Source organism: Pseudostreptobacillus hongkongensis (genome assembly GCF_001559795.1).
GTDB lineage: Bacteria > Fusobacteriota > Fusobacteriia > Fusobacteriales > Leptotrichiaceae > Pseudostreptobacillus > Pseudostreptobacillus hongkongensis.
This window is the reverse complement of the sequence record NZ_LOHY01000121.1, coordinates 1-14,619: the sequence shown is the minus strand read 5'-3', so window position 1 is coordinate 14,619 and position 14,619 is coordinate 1. Positions and strand designations below refer to the sequence as shown.

Genomic DNA, 14,619 nt, shown 5'->3' with positions numbered 1-14,619 from the left:
AATTTCCCCCTTTATATATTTTTATTTATTTCAATTTTAAGATTCTTAATTTCTCCAGCAAATGTAAAATTAAGTTGACAAGTATTATTTTCTATATCAATATTATGTGAAATATCATCCCCTTTTTTAATTATTGAGTTTATATAATTTACTTCTTTTAACCAAATACTTTTTTGACTAGTCGGACTATTCGAGAAAAAATAATTTAATTTATCACTTTTAAAGTCATTTGTTATATATCTTATTATTCTTTCAATGTATGTAGTAGTCAAAGTTTTATATATAGGCTCATAATAACCATTTTGACTTTTTAGTAAATTCCTTGCTTTATATACGGTAATATTAGTTATTTTATCGTTATTAATATGTCCTAATTCTGAAGCAAATATAAATCCATAATTATCTGAATTTATTCTTTCTTTTATATTATTGGTAAATCCACTAATTTCTCTTGCCATAGTTGTTTTTACTATATACCCATTATCATTTTCTTCTATATTAAATCTTACTCCCGGATTATTTGATAAAACATTTCTAAATTTTTGTTTTAAAAATATAGGACATTGATATGCTCCACAAATACCCGCAGCTATATATGAAGAATCTACATATATTCCATTAATAAAAAACTCAACTTCATCTAATTTATTATCTGAAAATTCAATTTTATCGTTAATAAATATAGCTTTTCTATCAAGTTTTATACCTGACTTATCTTTAGGGATTATAGTAAAATTCGGTATAACCGGTATTATATATTCTGAATACTTCTTATTTTCTACAAGTTTTGTTTTACTTACATATTTTTCTATACCAGAAATAGATAGACTATCAAAACTTGTATCATTTCCTCTTTCAAAACTAACATATACTTGTATTCTATATTTTGATAAAATGTCCATAATATTAGATAAATTTTCAATACTATTTGTATCACTATTATTTATAGTATTGTTATTTTTAAATATTCTTTTATTATTTTTAGCATATTCTTCCTTTAAACTAATATTAGGATATATAGCAAACCAAATTGTATTGGTAAATTCATTTTTACCATTTACTGTATTTAAATATTTTTCTAATTTTTCTTTAGATTTTGGTGATATTAACATTTCATTTTCAATATTAGTTATTAATAACTTAGGTGTCATAAATTTTTGAGTAATATCATATTGTTCAAAGAATAATTTAACTCCTATTATTTTTTCTATAAGTGATCTAGCTGATTTAATAAAGTCTTCCTGACTTTGTTTATACAATTCAAGATATTGATTATAGTTATTAACTTCATTTTCAATATTAATATCAACATTAGACATAGTAATTGGAACAAAAGTTCTACTTACTAAATCTGCAATATATTCCTTAGGATTTTCAGTATTTGTCATATAATCTTCTTTAAAAATTAAAGATAATTCTTGACTATTATTAGTTAATAATTTAGGTTTTTCTTTTTCAAATGTATTTTCTATAAATTCAAGTTCTCCCTTATCACTAAATTCTAAATATCCTAATTTAATATTATCTACAGAAATTTGATTTTTATCTTCTCCTATGGATAATCTTGTTTTTATATCTTCTATTGCTAAAGGCAGCATAGAAAGCACATTATTATAATTTTTAGATGCTAAAGAAAACTTGTAATTTAAACTATCACCTATATCTAGTTTTTTGGGATTATCATCAGATAATTCAGCATATTTAGAATATAGATAATTTATTTCTTTTCTAGTTTGCTTTATATCATTGATTATCTTTCTTGGTGATATAAGTTCTAAAATATCTTCATATTTAAAATCTATATTTTTTAAATCTATATTTTTACGATTTTCCATTAAAGTTGATAACATTTTAATAAATGAATTCTCATTGTTTATATGTATGGTAGTATATAAATTATCTGGTATATTTGGATTCTTTACTAAACTATAAGCTATCTTTCTATTTTCAACATCCATATAACTATATATACATGGATCAAACTTTTCTATAAATTCATCAAAACTTGATACTAATAGATATTTGTTTATTTCTTCTACCTTTTCATCTTCTAAACTTTCTAAATTATCAACATCCCCTATAAGTGTAAGTATGTTATACTTACTATCATTAAATTTTTCAAATAGAATTGTTCTATTTGTTTGCTCTATTATTTGCATATTCCTCCCCTTTTAAATTCAATTAACCCCCTTCCTAAAATTATTATATTATATTTTTAAAATTTAATCAAGTTATTTTTAATCTTTTTTTAATTTTTATTTTTATATATTTAAAAAGTATAGATTAAATGCTTTTTACACTCTCATCTATACTTTATATAATTATTTTTCTTTTATTATTTCAATATATTTAATATTCATATTATGTTTTGATAAAAATAAATTTTCAAATTCAGTCTTAATATTAGTCTCATCATATGGTGAATTATGTAGATCATCAGTATGATAAACTACAGAATAACCATCAATACTATTTATTAATTCTAATATATCTAAATAATATTGTAAATGATCAGTTTTAAAATAAATTTTACCATTTTTTTTAAGTACTAAATTTAAATCAGATATTAATTTTTCTCCAAATATTCTCTTATGTTCTTCACCTTCCCAAGGATCTGGAAAATTAATATATAATCCATCTAATTCATTTTCACCTATAAACTCCTTAAGGCTATCTACTCTTTTTTTTAGAAATTTCAAATTTTCTAATTGTAGTTTTTCTGCTTTTCTAGCTGCTTGAATTAATCTTTTGAATCTTAATTCTACACCTAAAAAGTTTATATCCTTTTCTCTTAATGCCATATTATTAGTAAAATTCGCACTTCCACTACCTATCTCTAAATATATTGGATTATTATTACCAAATACTTTACTCCAGTTTCCTTTAGAATTTACTATATACTCATCATCATAAATTAAATAATCTGGATAATTAGGCATTTCAAACATATATTTGTTATAGTGTTTTTTAGGTTTTTCAAAAAAATATTCCCATAATTCTTTTTTTCCCATTATTTTTCTAAATATCCTTTAACTAATTCTTCTATATTATTTTCTTCAACTATTCTAGTTAAGATTTTACTTCTAACCTCTTCAATTTTTTGATTTAACATTGCATTTCCGACTTGTTTATATAAATCTTCTTGCGACATATCTTTTACTAACTCAAAATTATTTTTAGAAATTTCTTGCATATTATTTAATACAGATTCATTAGTTACAACTGCATCTTGCTCAACTAATCTACTATAATAATAATTAAGTCTAGCATCTTTTCTAAGTAATTCTATTTCTTCCTTATTTTCTTCAAAGAAGTTATCTTTTTTAGCATTAATGTTTAATACTGAAATTAATAATATTGCTTTAATTAAATTTGGATCTCCTTTTGTAAATAAAACATCTTCTTTTGAAAGAGAAACACTTTCATCCATTTCATTCATTAATTTTTTTACTAAATCTTCAAATAATCCTTCATTAACTACATTAGTTAATCTATTTATTATATAATTTCTAGCTTCTTCAAAGTTCATTTTATTTTCTTCAAAAATTTGTTTATTTGCATTATATTCAGCAATTATAGAATCCTCTGTTACCATAACTCTTGGTTCAACTTTTTTTCTCATATATAAATCTAAAACTAAATTTTCTTCGTTAAACCAAATATTTTTTAAATCTTCTTCACTAAATTCATAATTTAAACTCTCATTATATAATGCTTTTGAAATAAGATTTGATCTTATAGCATTTTCATTGTATTCTAATTTTTCTAATTCTTTTTTAGTTAACTTTAATTCCATGTATTCTCCTATCATTTTTCATCATTTAATAATATATTACTATAACTTAAAAAAAAAAGCAAGCAAGTGCTTACTAAAATGGTGACTAGGAAGGGACTCGAACCCTTATGGTTTCCCGGCAGATTTTGAGTCTGCTGCGTCTACCGATTTCGCCACCCAGCCATCATTATTAGTTTATCACACTTTAAATTGCTTGTCAAATTATATTACTTTAAAACTCTTGATAAAAATTCTCTTGTTCTTAAGCTCTTAGGACTAGTGAAAATTTCTTCACTTGTACCTTCTTCTTCTATTATTCCTTGATCCATAAATACTATTCTATCTGATACTTCTTTTGCAAATTCCATTTCATGAGTAACTATTATCATAGTTAATCCTTCATTTGCTAATTCTTTCATAACTTTTAAAACTTCTCCAACCATTTCTGGATCTAGTGCTGATGTTGGTTCATCAAATAATAATACTTCTGGATTCATACATAATGCACGAGCTATTGCAACTCTTTGTTTTTGTCCACCTGATAATTGTTTAGGTTTTGCATTTATATATTTATCCATTCCAACCTTTTCTAAATTTTTAATTGCACGTTCTCTAGCTTCTTCTTTACTTATTCCTAAAACATTCATAGGTGCTAGTATACAATTATCTAATACGTTTAAATTATCAAAAAGATTAAATTGTTGAAACACCATACCAACTTTACTTCTATATTCATTAACAGAAATCTCTTTATGTAATATATCTTTATTATGATAATATATCTCTCCACTATCAAATTCTTCTAACATATTTATACATCTTAATAAAGTTGATTTACCACTTCCTGATGATCCTATTATAGATACAACTTCACTTTCATCAACGTTAAAGCTTACACCTTTTAAAATTTCTCTATTTCCAAATGATTTTTTCAAATTATATATATTAATTATACTCATAACATCACTACTCCACTATCTCATATTCACTGTTTCCAGCTAATTTATTTTCTAAATATCTAAATAATTTAGATAAAGTAAATGTTAAAACAAAATATATAACACAAGTTATCATAAATACTTCATAATATCTAACATGTGTACCAACTATAGACTTAGAAGTTGTAAATAACTCAGTAACTCCTATAGAAAATAGAACTGAAGTATCTTTAATATTAATTATGAACTCATTAGCTACAGAAGGTAATGTGTTTTTTATAGCTTGTGGCAGAACTACTTTTCTCATTATATTAAAATGAGTCATTCCAAGAGCTTGGGCTGCTTCATATTGACCTTTATCTATTGAATCTATACCCCCTCTTATTATTTCAGTTATATATGCTCCAGTATTATATGAAACTATAATTAAAGCAGAAGTCATAGCAGGTATATTAAATCCTGTAATTTGTGAAAATCCATAATAGAATATTATAGCTTGAACTATCATAGGAGTACCACGAATTATAGTAACATATATTTCAATTAAGTACTTAAATAAATTAAAAATTGTTTTTGAAGCAATAGAGTGTTTATTTATATTTCTAGGATCTCTAATTAAAGATAATATTAAACCTATAAAGAATCCAACTATTGTACCAACAAGTGATAAATATATAGTTATCCATGTACCTCTTAAGAAATCTTTCCAATAATTAACAATAAAATACTTTATCCATTGAAAAAATGTTGTCGGCAATACTTCATTATTTGATTCTGAGTTTGGCTGATTTTTAATTGCATTTTGCATTAATTTTTCTCTAGTTTCCTTACTTATTGATTTTAATGCTTCGTCAACTTCATCTCTTAATTCTGTATTTCCTTTTTTAAGACCTATAGCTATATTTACATCGTCTCTTTCATATTTAAATCCTGAATCTTTATCAAATTCTATAAAACTAATATCTGGATTAGATGCTTTAGCAGATATTGCACCTGGCTTTTCTGAAATATATCCATCTATTTTACCTGATTCTAAAGCTACAAGCATAGTTGAAAAATTATCACTTGCACTTTGTTTATCTACATCTTTAATCTGATCAATTACATTATAGTGAAAAGTATTTAATTGGGCAGTAATCTTTGCACCTTTTAAATCATCAAGTTTTTTTGCATTTATATATTTAGAATCTTTTCTTACAACTACCACTAAATCTGATTCATAATAAGGTGAAGTAAATTCTAAATTTTCTCTTCTTTCTTTAGTTGGTGACATTCCAGCAATAACTAAATCAATCTTATCAGAATTAAGTGCCGGTCCTAAAAGTGAATCCCAATCACTTTGAACTATTTCTAATTTCTTATTTAATTTTTTAGCAATTAATTTAGCTATTTCAACATCATATCCTCCTGCATATCCTGATTCTATTTTTACAGCACCATTTGCATCTGTATTCTGAAACCAGTTAAATGGAGCATAACCAGCTTCCATTCCTACCCTTAATACATCAGTATCCGAAAAACTGAATATTGACATAACTAGCATTAATATAATAAAAATTTTCTTTTTCATACTATTTCCTTTCTAAATTAAAACTGGTAGACAATAATCTACCAGTAATACAAATAAAATATAATACAATGTATTAACTGATAGCTCAACATTACTCTCGTAATGACAGTATTATGAATATTTTTCATAATCCCACCTTAATATTTGTCAAATATTAAAGTTCGGCAATTTCCCCTTTCTACTTACATCATAAAATGACCTTCTCCATAAGTATACTTTTGAATCTTGCACCTCTATCTAGTTTTCTTTTTTATTATATTAGCACATATTTCAAAAAAAGTAAAGTTTTATAATTCAAATCTTGCTCCAAATCCTAAACTTACATATCCTGGATTACCAAATTGTAATTCAGCTGAATATTTTTCTTGGTATGTTAATCCTATAATTCCTTTAGCATTAAATGAGTATTGATTATTTTTAGATAAATCTGTTTTCTTACCTAAAACTTGTTTATCTTTAGCAAAATATGGTGAGAAATAATGTATAGTTCCTAAATTTGCTCCTAAATAAACTTTAAAGTTATCATTTACTTTTTTGCTAATTTCAGCTGATGCATATGGTGATATATATCCGTGATAGAAATGAGCTTCTTGACCTGCTTTTTCCATATTTGCTATTAAATCAGCGTAACTTTTTTTATCTTCTTCTGTTGAATTTGGATCAGCTTTTATTTCTTCGTAATCTTTTTTCATAGTTTCATATATTTCACGATTTTTCTTAACTGCTCCACTTTCATCATCTATTAATTTAACTACTCTACCGTATCCACCTTCAAGACCTAAACCTAATTTTAAGTCTACACCTTCTGAAATTTCAAAATTTTTATAAGCTGTTACACCTAATCCACCTGTTAAAGTATTTCCATAATTTACTGTTCTTTCTACAGGTTGATTTTTATCATTTTGTATTTCACCTTTAATAGATACATGTCCATATGTAACATTTCCCATCGTTTTTAATTCAATTCCTCTATTAGCTAATAATACTGTCGATAATATTGACGATAATAATATAATTTTTTTCATTTTTTCTCCTTCAAATTTATATATTTAACTCTAACATAATTCAATATTTTTGTCAATTGTACAAAATATTTAAGAAGTCAAAATTTTAAAGAAAAAAATACATCCAATACTGGATGTATGTACTTGTAATTAATAAATTTATTTATATAATAATCCTATAGCTGCTATTAAGTTATTTACAAAATGAACTAACATAGAAAGTTCTATAGATCCCGTTTTATAATACACTCCCCCGAATGTAAGCCCCATTACAAAATAAATAAAAATTGACTTTGGATCACTGAAATCATGTAATAGTGCAAATAATAAAGAAGATATAATTAGACCAATCACCTTATTTTTAGTGACATTAAATAATATTTTTCTAAATACCAATTCTTCTATAAGAGGAGCTGATATAACTAAAGTTAATATTAATGCGATTATATTGCTATTCTTAGCCATTTCCTCTATAGTTTGTTGATTTTTAGCTGTAACATTAAAAAACTCTGTATAATAATGTGAAAATAAACTTAACATTATACCTATAAATATAACAATAACTATTTGAATTAAATTTATTTTTTTTAAATCAAATATTTTATCACCTTTTTTTCTGAATTTTAAAATTAAGATAAAAGCATAAATTATATTAAATATCCCCATTATTAAAATTAGATCTGCATTATGCCCAAAAGCACTTAAAAATCCCCATATAAACCCTGAAAGAATTTGTACTATCAAAATTCCTAATAGAGATAAAATTCCTGTTTTTAATGTAATTTTCAAATAGTTTCCTCCTATAATTTTCTAATTTCTTTACTTAATAAAGTAACACATTCAACTTGCTCACCATTGTCCAAACCTATATTTAAATTTTCATCGATGATAGGAAGTTTAAAAGTAATTGATTTTAGCCATTACCCATTCGATTGCTTTTCTTCGTAAATTTGAATTTCAGAAATCAAAGCTGTAATTAAATGTCTACGCTCTACATCATTCATTACCTTGTAGAGTTTATCAAAATAAATCAAAATCTTATATATATTATCCCAAGTAAGTTTTTCAGCTTCTATTGTTTGTTGCTTTGCTTTCGCATCAATTAACAATGATTCTAAGTCTTCAATCTTATCATACATACGATAAAGTCTATCGTCTAAGTCCTGTTTTCTTCGTTTGTAGTGCTTATCATCAGCATCTAAATTATCTATTTCATCAATTAGCTTAAATTTCGTAGAATAGGTCTTCCTCAATTCTTTCTGGTAATTATCTATCTCTTTTCTATTTCAGAGGTTCTACCTTCATGTTAATTTTTTCTTGCATCATAGAAGCAAATTTGAGATTGCTTACTATCTTTATAATTACCTCAGTAACTGCATCATCTAACAATACTTGTCTGATTTGTTTATTGTAAGTACATTTATGACCTATTATCATATGCCTATGTTTACAGCCATAGTAATAAAAATCTTTATACTTTGTACCATCTTTCTTTTTCTTGATACACTTGTTTCCAAATATTCCCACTTCACATATCGGACATTTTACAATTCCTGAAAACAGATGTGCGTGTGTATCTTTCCCTTTATTCATATGCTCATATTTCTTTTAAAAATATTTTTAGTTTTTTCTAACATTTTATATTTTAGTACTATACATATAGTATTTTATTTTTAAAAATAAAGCTATCACTTAAAAATTAAGCGATAGTTCTAAACCATTATTTAATAGCACTTAGAAGCGTTACAGTTTCTACATGGCACGAGTGTATGACATTGCTAACATAGTGACATTTTAAATATCAACACTCCGTGCAAAAATATCAAATGTATTTTCTGTTCGTGGGAACATATCATCATTTATTATTCACTGAGAAATCTTCTACAATAACAGTTGATAAGTCCTCAAATTGAGGATTTTCTAATTGAACGACTCTTCTTGCATGATTCATTACTAGATCATCATACAGATTTCTTACCATACGGCCATTTGCAAAATTATCACTTTTCTCTGTAACAATCATTGTTAAATATTCTCTGATAATCTGTTCTGCAGGCTCAGCAATCTTATAGTCGTTTACTTTGCAAATACTCAATAAAATGTCATATAGTTCTTCTGATGAATAATCTTCAAATTCGATAAACGTATTAAATCTAGATTTCAGTCCAGGATTCGATTCAAAAAACTGATTCATTGGTTCGGTATAACCAGCAACAATTACAACCAAGTCATCTCTATAATCTTCCAAAGCTTTCGTTAGTTCTGTAAGACATTCTTTTCCGTAAGAATCGGAATTCTCATTTTCAGTAATACTATATGCCTCATCAATAAACAAAACACCACCTTTTGCTTTTTCAATAACAGATTTGACCTTTAGTGCTGTTTGTCCTTGATATCCTGCGATTAAGTCTGTTCTGGAAACCTCCACAAAATGACCATTTGATAACAAACCGATTTCTTTATAAATTCTTCCAACAATTCTAGCAACAGTAGTTTTTCCTGTACCTGGGTTTCCGGTAAATGCTAAATGCAAAGTGTTCTTTGAGGAATGTAAATTATTTTCTCTACGTAGCTTTTGAACTTTTTGATATGCAATCAAGTTGTTAACTTTTTCCTTAACACTTTTGAGACCAACAAGTGCATTCAATTCAGCAAGCAAATCTTGTAGTGAGCGTTTATCTTCTGGTTCTCTATTTTGTTTTTCTTTATTGCAAATCTCAATAAGTCTCTTATAACCATAATACTCAATAATGCTATTTCTTAGAGCGGCTACGACATGTTTTATTTCTTTTGTATAATCTTCAGAATCTACTATTATATTGATTTGTTTTAACAAGGCAATTGTTGATTTTTCACTATCGTTTTCATCTGTAATTCCATTTGCAAGACGAATGATTTCTCCACCTGAAAATGTCATAGCGTCCAATGTTGATGCAATATTATTCAGCACTTTTACATACTTTTCCATTAAATCACCCCAGTCAAAGCAAGTATCAACTCAATCACAGCAAGTCCCAAAGCTCCTCCTGCAACGTAATAAGCATACTTTAACTTTGTTTCTAAAATAGCTATCTTCTCAGATGTTTCTTTAGACTTATCAGTTATATCTTTATCCATTTCGGATGTTTTGTCTTTTAGACTTAAAATACTACTATATAGCATCTTCAAGGTTCTCTTTCAACATATTTCCTTGTACCCACATAAAATCAATATCTGAAACATGTTCTATCGTATCAATGCTATTTCTAAAAAATTGCAATTCTTCAATTAAGTTTCTATTGGCCTGACTAAAATCATTCATTTCTGTTAACCCCTCTGAAAGTCCATTGATTTTTTCATCTTGTTTTTTGTTTTCTACCTTAAGGCTATCTACAGTGGTTTGATATGTTTGAAGTTGTTTATTACAATCGTCTGCCAACTTAAACAAGTCCACAATATTAGTTTTAGCATCATCCAAATCATTCCAAATTTGGTCAATATCTTTTAAGTGGTCATAACCATTCAATACATCGATGAAACTTTCAATTTTTATAATATGCTCCTGAATCTCCTGAAAGGTAACCTTTACCGTCAACAATTCATTTTCAAGATTATTAATGTCAACAATAGCTTTATTTACATCTTCCCAAATAAAGTCAACATCATTCAAATGAGAAAGTTCTTTCATTTGACTTACAAAACCTGCAGTATCTTGAATTACAGGTATTTGTTTGTCTAGAAGATTTGCTGTGCTATCAGCCTTTTTTGACAAGTCTGAAAAGAAATCCATATAGGTTTTGGATTTTTTTTGAAGGTCTATGATTTCTTTATTTACTTGATTAAGTAATGCCTTATTTTTTGTATTAGCAGTTTCAATATCATTCTTGGATTTCTTTGCTAAAGCCACAATGCTATCAGAAACAACTTGCACGTCATTTCTCATAGTTTTGCAGTCAGACCATATTTTATCGATATCAGAAAGATGTTGAAAACCATCCAGTTTTTCTTTGAAATTCTTTAATGTTGTAATGATTTTCTTCATGTTTTCAATATTTTTATCAATTTCAGTTTGATGAGTATCCAGCTTATTCTGCTGTGTGGCAAGTTTTTCATTATGCTGCTTTAGAGTTTTTTGTTGTTCTCTAACATCATTACTTGTCTTTTCAATTGCCTTAACATTAGCAACAATGCTTGTAATGTAATCCTTGTCCAAAGCATCTAAAGCATTATATACCTCTCTAAACTCCTTGATAGTTTTATTATTAGTTCTGTTCAAATCAATCAGGTGGCCCTGAATGGATTCCAATCGTTCATTTAATTCACGTCCTGTAACTTTGTGATTTACAAGCCCAAATAAGCCAGCTCTAGTTTCAACACTTCTAATAACTAATTTCGACTCTTTTTTTTCAGAGAATTCTTTAAGACGATTTTTAGCCACATCAAAGCTATGTCTTTTTATTTCTAGTTCATTCATTATATAGACAACCTCCTACTTCAATAATTCATCAAATTCGTCAGATAACGAATCTAATTCCTGGATTATTTCAACATCCTTAGTATCAATAACAGCATCAACTGACGCATCATCATTTTCAATAGGATCAATACTTTCCATAATATTTTTAAATGCATCAGCCATAACACTAGCAGCCTCAGTATGTCTTTCATAAACAGACTGTGCACTAATTTCCTTTGCCTCATATATTTCTTTTATTCCATCCGAGTCATATGGAACTATAGGTTTCTCAGCCTCTGGACTAGGCTTTGAATAATCTCTTTTCGGCTGTGAAGAAACATTTTCTTTCTTCTTATTCTTAAATACAAAATATGCACTTGCTGCCAAGCCAACAAGAATTGCACCTACAAATAGTTTTTTAATCTTGAATACCCCCTTAGTCTAAGCTATTAAGTAAATCATCTAAATCATCACTGATTTTATCGATTTCACCATTTGTTTTTATATCTTCTTCATCAATTACAGTTGCAATATCAGCATCCGAAAAATCAGAAACGAATTCTTCCATTATGTTGCTATACGCTTCCTTCATTACATTTCCAGCTTCTTTATGTCTATCTGAAATATTTGAGCTGGCTCGTCCCTTTGCATTTTCAAGTTGAATTTCATTTACAACTTGCATTTTTTTCTGTGTAGTAAGAATTTCATTCCCTTTTACAACTATGTTTTTTGAGGCTATTTCTCTGTTTCTATTCGCCATAGTCTTGTCTAGGAGATTCATTATAATAGCGCCTAAAACGCCACATAGTATTGCTGCAAAAAACAAACCAAAAATATTAGCAAGTGTTCCAAACAAAGGAATCTCTATTGCCATAAAAGGAACTGATAACAACATTTTTTCAAACACTTCGCCTAAAACTAAAGCACCACCAGCCATTATACCAGCAGAGAAAATTTTTCCTATCTCTAGAACTTTAATGCTAAATGGTTTATTAGCATTATTTTTATCTCTTAAGTAGCGTATGGCCTCCATAAAAGAGGAAATGCTTTGTTTAATGAAACTTGCTAGTTTCTTAAACATACTCACTACTGGACCAAAGATTTCAGTAACTATTGTACCAACTACAGAATTAGCACCTGCTCTAAAAAAACTTGAGATTTTAGAAAAGAAATTCTTTACTGCATTTTTCATTTCCCCCAAAAATTCTTTAAATGATTTTGAAGTTGATTTAAAGAATCTCACAAGTGCATTTATAATTTCTTTTAGCATAGCAGAAAGTGCCTGAATAGCCATGACCTTTAGAGCGTCTTTTCCAGCCTTCTTCGCAGTTTCCTTGGCAACCCCTTTGATAATATCGTTATTAATTGCTTTTCTGGCTTCTTTATCAGCCTTTTTCATTAATTCTTCATTAGCATCTAACTTATCTTGAAGGCGTTTATTGTTTTTTTCTTTTGCCTTTTGTTTTTCTAGATCTGACATATTCGATTCATCTATTTTTTTATTTTTTTTTTCATTTTGTTCAATTAAACTCTTTTTTCTTTCCTCATGCGTTCTTAGGTAATCATCTATACTTTTCGCATTTTTACTCTTATTCAATGACTCATTTGTAGGCTTTAGATTTTCATCCTTATTGGCTAAATCTTCTGTTTGAATACCAGCTTGTCTTCTCCTCTTGTTTTCATATAACTCTTTTTTAGATACAACATGATCCAAATTAGCACTATCATTTTGTTTCAAATCTTTTCCTGTATATTCATCTTTAAGATTTCCAGCCTTTTGTTTTTCCTTCATAGCTTTGTTGGCATCTTTATACTTTTGATCTTGCATAACAGTTTTACCAACTTCTTCATATGTTTCTGGATGCTCTCTATCATACTTTTGAATAAGAGTTTCATTAGTTACTTCAAGGCCAATTTGGTTGGTAAACTGTTTCCAAACCTCGTCCATTACAACCTTACCCAAAGCATCTGGATTTCCTATTTTTTCTTTTTCACTTTTTATAAATTCTAAATCAGAAAGTTGACTTTCTAATTCTTCCTCTAATTGATTTTCCAATGAATCTAAATCAAAATCTTCAAAAGCAAGAGTTTCTTTATCCTCTATAACTGCATTTTCTTTTTCTTGTCCATTCATAAGATTACATTCCTCTCTTAATTCATTATGTTTCCTTTTTAACTATTTTCTTTTAACAAAGGTAAGCTCAATATCATAACCAAGTGCTTCCATCATTTGCACAAAAGTTTTATTAACTACACCTTCTTTTTTCTTAACAATACGGTTTACATATGAGCTGGTAGTACCAACCTTTTCCGCCACTTGTGCCTGGGTCATTCCAGCCTTGATGCACTTAACTTTTACATCAACTTCAATGTTATTTTTTAGCATATGTTCACCCCTCAATAAATTTCACTAATCAAATGATTTATTATAACACACAAATATGAATTTTTCTAGTATGCTTAGATTACATTGGAGTGTAAAGTTTAAAATGCACAAAATTTTTAAATTAATTTTTTTGTAAACCCCAAATTCACAAAATCATATTTTATTTTCTTTTAAAATATGCTATCATATTTTTGATATTTTGTGGTAGCTTGTGTAAACTATTATATCTTCACAAGCTATTTCCTCTATAGATAATTTGTCAAGAATGATTTTTGAAAATCTTTCTTTAAATAGCTCTATAGGGGATTTATTTTTATATTTAGGTTTATACAAACTATTAATATTTGATACTATAAAATTCATATCATCTTGTGAATAATTAGATAAATCTACCCCTTTAGGTAAAAATCTTCTTATCAATCTATGTATATTTTCAATATTAGGTTTTTGAGTTGGCATTGCCTTATCACAATAAAATATTCTTGTTCTAATAAAATCACTTTTAATACTT

General features: G+C 27.1%; 15 protein-coding genes, 1 tRNA gene, 1 pseudogene and 1 riboswitch. All 17 genes and pseudogenes read right to left on the bottom strand.

Annotated features, from left to right (window positions below):
- Nucleotides 1-11 precede the first annotated feature (11 nt).
- The gene (locus AYC59_RS06185; protein WP_066896449.1) at nucleotides 12-2,159 is read right to left on the bottom strand and encodes a transcriptional regulator; all 2,148 of its coding nucleotides are present in this window, start codon (nucleotides 2,157-2,159) and stop codon (nucleotides 12-14) included.
- A 162-nt stretch (nucleotides 2,160-2,321) separates the two neighbouring features.
- Complete coding sequence (trmB, locus tag AYC59_RS06180) at nucleotides 2,322-3,011, bottom strand: tRNA (guanosine(46)-N7)-methyltransferase TrmB (RefSeq protein WP_066896446.1); 690 nt, start codon at nucleotides 3,009-3,011, stop codon at nucleotides 2,322-2,324.
- Nucleotides 3,011-3,796 carry a hypothetical protein gene (locus AYC59_RS06175; RefSeq protein WP_066896443.1) on the bottom strand — a complete coding sequence of 262 codons (786 nt, stop codon included), beginning with the start codon at nucleotides 3,794-3,796 and terminating at the stop codon, nucleotides 3,011-3,013. The genes trmB and AYC59_RS06175 overlap by 1 nt, the downstream gene beginning before the upstream one ends.
- A gap of 79 nt (nucleotides 3,797-3,875) precedes the next feature.
- Nucleotides 3,876-3,958: transfer RNA gene (locus tag AYC59_RS06170), tRNA-Leu, on the bottom strand.
- Nucleotides 3,959-4,002: 44 nt separating this feature from the next.
- On the bottom strand, nucleotides 4,003-4,734 hold the full coding sequence (locus AYC59_RS06165; protein ID WP_066896440.1) for an amino acid ABC transporter ATP-binding protein: 732 nt from the start codon (nucleotides 4,732-4,734) through the stop codon (nucleotides 4,003-4,005).
- Nucleotides 4,735-4,741: 7 nt separating this feature from the next.
- A complete protein-coding gene (locus AYC59_RS06160) occupies nucleotides 4,742-6,283 on the bottom strand; it encodes an ABC transporter permease subunit (protein WP_066896437.1) in 1,542 nt (513 codons plus the stop codon).
- Between the two features lie 73 nt (nucleotides 6,284-6,356).
- A riboswitch (Lysine riboswitch) is annotated at nucleotides 6,357-6,527 on the bottom strand.
- 43 nt (nucleotides 6,528-6,570) lie between these two features.
- A complete protein-coding gene (locus AYC59_RS06155) occupies nucleotides 6,571-7,308 on the bottom strand; it encodes a hypothetical protein (protein ID WP_066896434.1) in 738 nt (245 codons plus the stop codon).
- Nucleotides 7,309-7,446: 138 nt separating this feature from the next.
- Nucleotides 7,447-8,076 carry a CPBP family intramembrane glutamic endopeptidase gene (locus AYC59_RS06150; protein WP_066896431.1) on the bottom strand — a complete coding sequence of 210 codons (630 nt, stop codon included), beginning with the start codon at nucleotides 8,074-8,076 and terminating at the stop codon, nucleotides 7,447-7,449.
- Nucleotides 8,077-8,207: 131 nt separating this feature from the next.
- The gene (locus AYC59_RS08080) at nucleotides 8,208-8,426 is read right to left on the bottom strand and encodes a hypothetical protein (RefSeq protein WP_211260026.1); all 219 of its coding nucleotides are present in this window, start codon (nucleotides 8,424-8,426) and stop codon (nucleotides 8,208-8,210) included.
- A 142-nt stretch (nucleotides 8,427-8,568) separates the two neighbouring features.
- The gene (locus tag AYC59_RS08310; RefSeq protein ID WP_211260025.1) at nucleotides 8,569-8,880 is read right to left on the bottom strand and encodes a recombinase zinc beta ribbon domain-containing protein; all 312 of its coding nucleotides are present in this window, start codon (nucleotides 8,878-8,880) and stop codon (nucleotides 8,569-8,571) included.
- Nucleotides 8,881-9,142: 262 nt separating this feature from the next.
- Nucleotides 9,143-10,255, bottom strand: coding sequence for an AAA family ATPase (locus AYC59_RS06140; RefSeq protein WP_066896428.1), 1,113 nt, complete (start codon nucleotides 10,253-10,255; stop codon nucleotides 9,143-9,145).
- Nucleotides 10,255-10,449 carry a hypothetical protein gene (locus AYC59_RS06135; RefSeq protein ID WP_066896427.1) on the bottom strand — a complete coding sequence of 65 codons (195 nt, stop codon included), beginning with the start codon at nucleotides 10,447-10,449 and terminating at the stop codon, nucleotides 10,255-10,257. The genes AYC59_RS06140 and AYC59_RS06135 overlap by 1 nt, the downstream gene beginning before the upstream one ends.
- Nucleotides 10,439-11,740 (bottom strand): hypothetical protein, encoded by a 1,302-nt coding sequence (locus AYC59_RS06130; protein WP_066896426.1) that lies wholly within the window; start codon nucleotides 11,738-11,740, stop codon nucleotides 10,439-10,441. The genes AYC59_RS06135 and AYC59_RS06130 overlap by 11 nt, the downstream gene beginning before the upstream one ends.
- 15 nt (nucleotides 11,741-11,755) lie before the next feature.
- The gene (locus AYC59_RS06125) at nucleotides 11,756-12,109 is read right to left on the bottom strand and encodes a hypothetical protein (protein WP_066896423.1); all 354 of its coding nucleotides are present in this window, start codon (nucleotides 12,107-12,109) and stop codon (nucleotides 11,756-11,758) included.
- A gap of 49 nt (nucleotides 12,110-12,158) precedes the next feature.
- Entirely contained in the window at nucleotides 12,159-13,856 is a 1,698-nt protein-coding gene (locus AYC59_RS06120; RefSeq protein ID WP_066896420.1) for a hypothetical protein, read from the bottom strand.
- Nucleotides 13,857-13,898: 42 nt separating this feature from the next.
- A complete protein-coding gene (locus AYC59_RS06115) occupies nucleotides 13,899-14,108 on the bottom strand; it encodes a helix-turn-helix domain-containing protein (protein WP_066896417.1) in 210 nt (69 codons plus the stop codon).
- Nucleotides 14,109-14,291: 183 nt separating this feature from the next.
- Nucleotides 14,292-14,619 (bottom strand): annotated as a pseudogene (locus AYC59_RS07940) (hypothetical protein); the annotation flags it as partial.

Coding starts and splice junctions, on each gene's coding strand:
- AYC59_RS06185 (WP_066896449.1), bottom strand. CDS start 2,159: ATGCAAATAATAGAGCAAACAAATAGAACAATTCTATTTGAAAAATTT.
- AYC59_RS06165 (WP_066896440.1), bottom strand. CDS start 4,734: ATGAGTATAATTAATATATATAATTTGAAAAAATCATTTGGAAATAGA.
- AYC59_RS06115 (WP_066896417.1), bottom strand. CDS start 14,108: ATGCTAAAAAATAACATTGAAGTTGATGTAAAAGTTAAGTGCATCAAG.
- AYC59_RS08080 (WP_211260026.1), bottom strand. CDS start 8,426: ATGTATGATAAGATTGAAGACTTAGAATCATTGTTAATTGATGCGAAA.
- AYC59_RS06120 (WP_066896420.1), bottom strand. CDS start 13,856: ATGAATGGACAAGAAAAAGAAAATGCAGTTATAGAGGATAAAGAAACT.
- AYC59_RS06130 (WP_066896426.1), bottom strand. CDS start 11,740: ATGAATGAACTAGAAATAAAAAGACATAGCTTTGATGTGGCTAAAAAT.
- AYC59_RS06160 (WP_066896437.1), bottom strand. CDS start 6,283: ATGAAAAAGAAAATTTTTATTATATTAATGCTAGTTATGTCAATATTC.
- AYC59_RS06175 (WP_066896443.1), bottom strand. CDS start 3,796: ATGGAATTAAAGTTAACTAAAAAAGAATTAGAAAAATTAGAATACAAT.
- AYC59_RS06135 (WP_066896427.1), bottom strand. CDS start 10,449: ATGCTATATAGTAGTATTTTAAGTCTAAAAGACAAAACATCCGAAATG.
- AYC59_RS06140 (WP_066896428.1), bottom strand. CDS start 10,255: ATGGAAAAGTATGTAAAAGTGCTGAATAATATTGCATCAACATTGGAC.
- AYC59_RS06155 (WP_066896434.1), bottom strand. CDS start 7,308: ATGAAAAAAATTATATTATTATCGTCAATATTATCGACAGTATTATTA.
- trmB (WP_066896446.1), bottom strand. CDS start 3,011: ATGGGAAAAAAAGAATTATGGGAATATTTTTTTGAAAAACCTAAAAAA.
- AYC59_RS08310 (WP_211260025.1), bottom strand. CDS start 8,880: ATGAATAAAGGGAAAGATACACACGCACATCTGTTTTCAGGAATTGTA.